The 217-nt window shown below is 63.6% G+C and carries 1 protein-coding gene; it reads right to left on the reverse strand.

Going from position 1 to position 217, the window contains the following annotated elements:
- The coding region (locus B7449_RS24740) for a transposase (protein WP_148431438.1) at nt 1–217 on the reverse strand (217 nt) is incomplete at both ends.

The following is a 217-nucleotide window of genomic DNA, read 5'->3' on the forward strand; positions in this document are numbered from 1 at the left end:
TCTCAACGAGATGCCGACACCGATAGGCCCATTTGGGGCAGGCGGCCGGGCCATCGCGTCGTTTCGCGGGAATGGCTGGCCGGGCTCCCATGTCCCATATCCGTTCACGCAAGGCGTTCGACGCGTAGCCCTTATCCGCTACTACCCACAGGGGAATGGCGGGAAGGCTGTCAAGCATGGCTGGTGCCAGAGGCAGTTCATGAGCCTGTCCAGGGGC

Source organism: Komagataeibacter intermedius TF2, assembly GCF_000964425.1.
Taxonomy (GTDB): domain Bacteria; phylum Pseudomonadota; class Alphaproteobacteria; order Acetobacterales; family Acetobacteraceae; genus Komagataeibacter; species Komagataeibacter intermedius.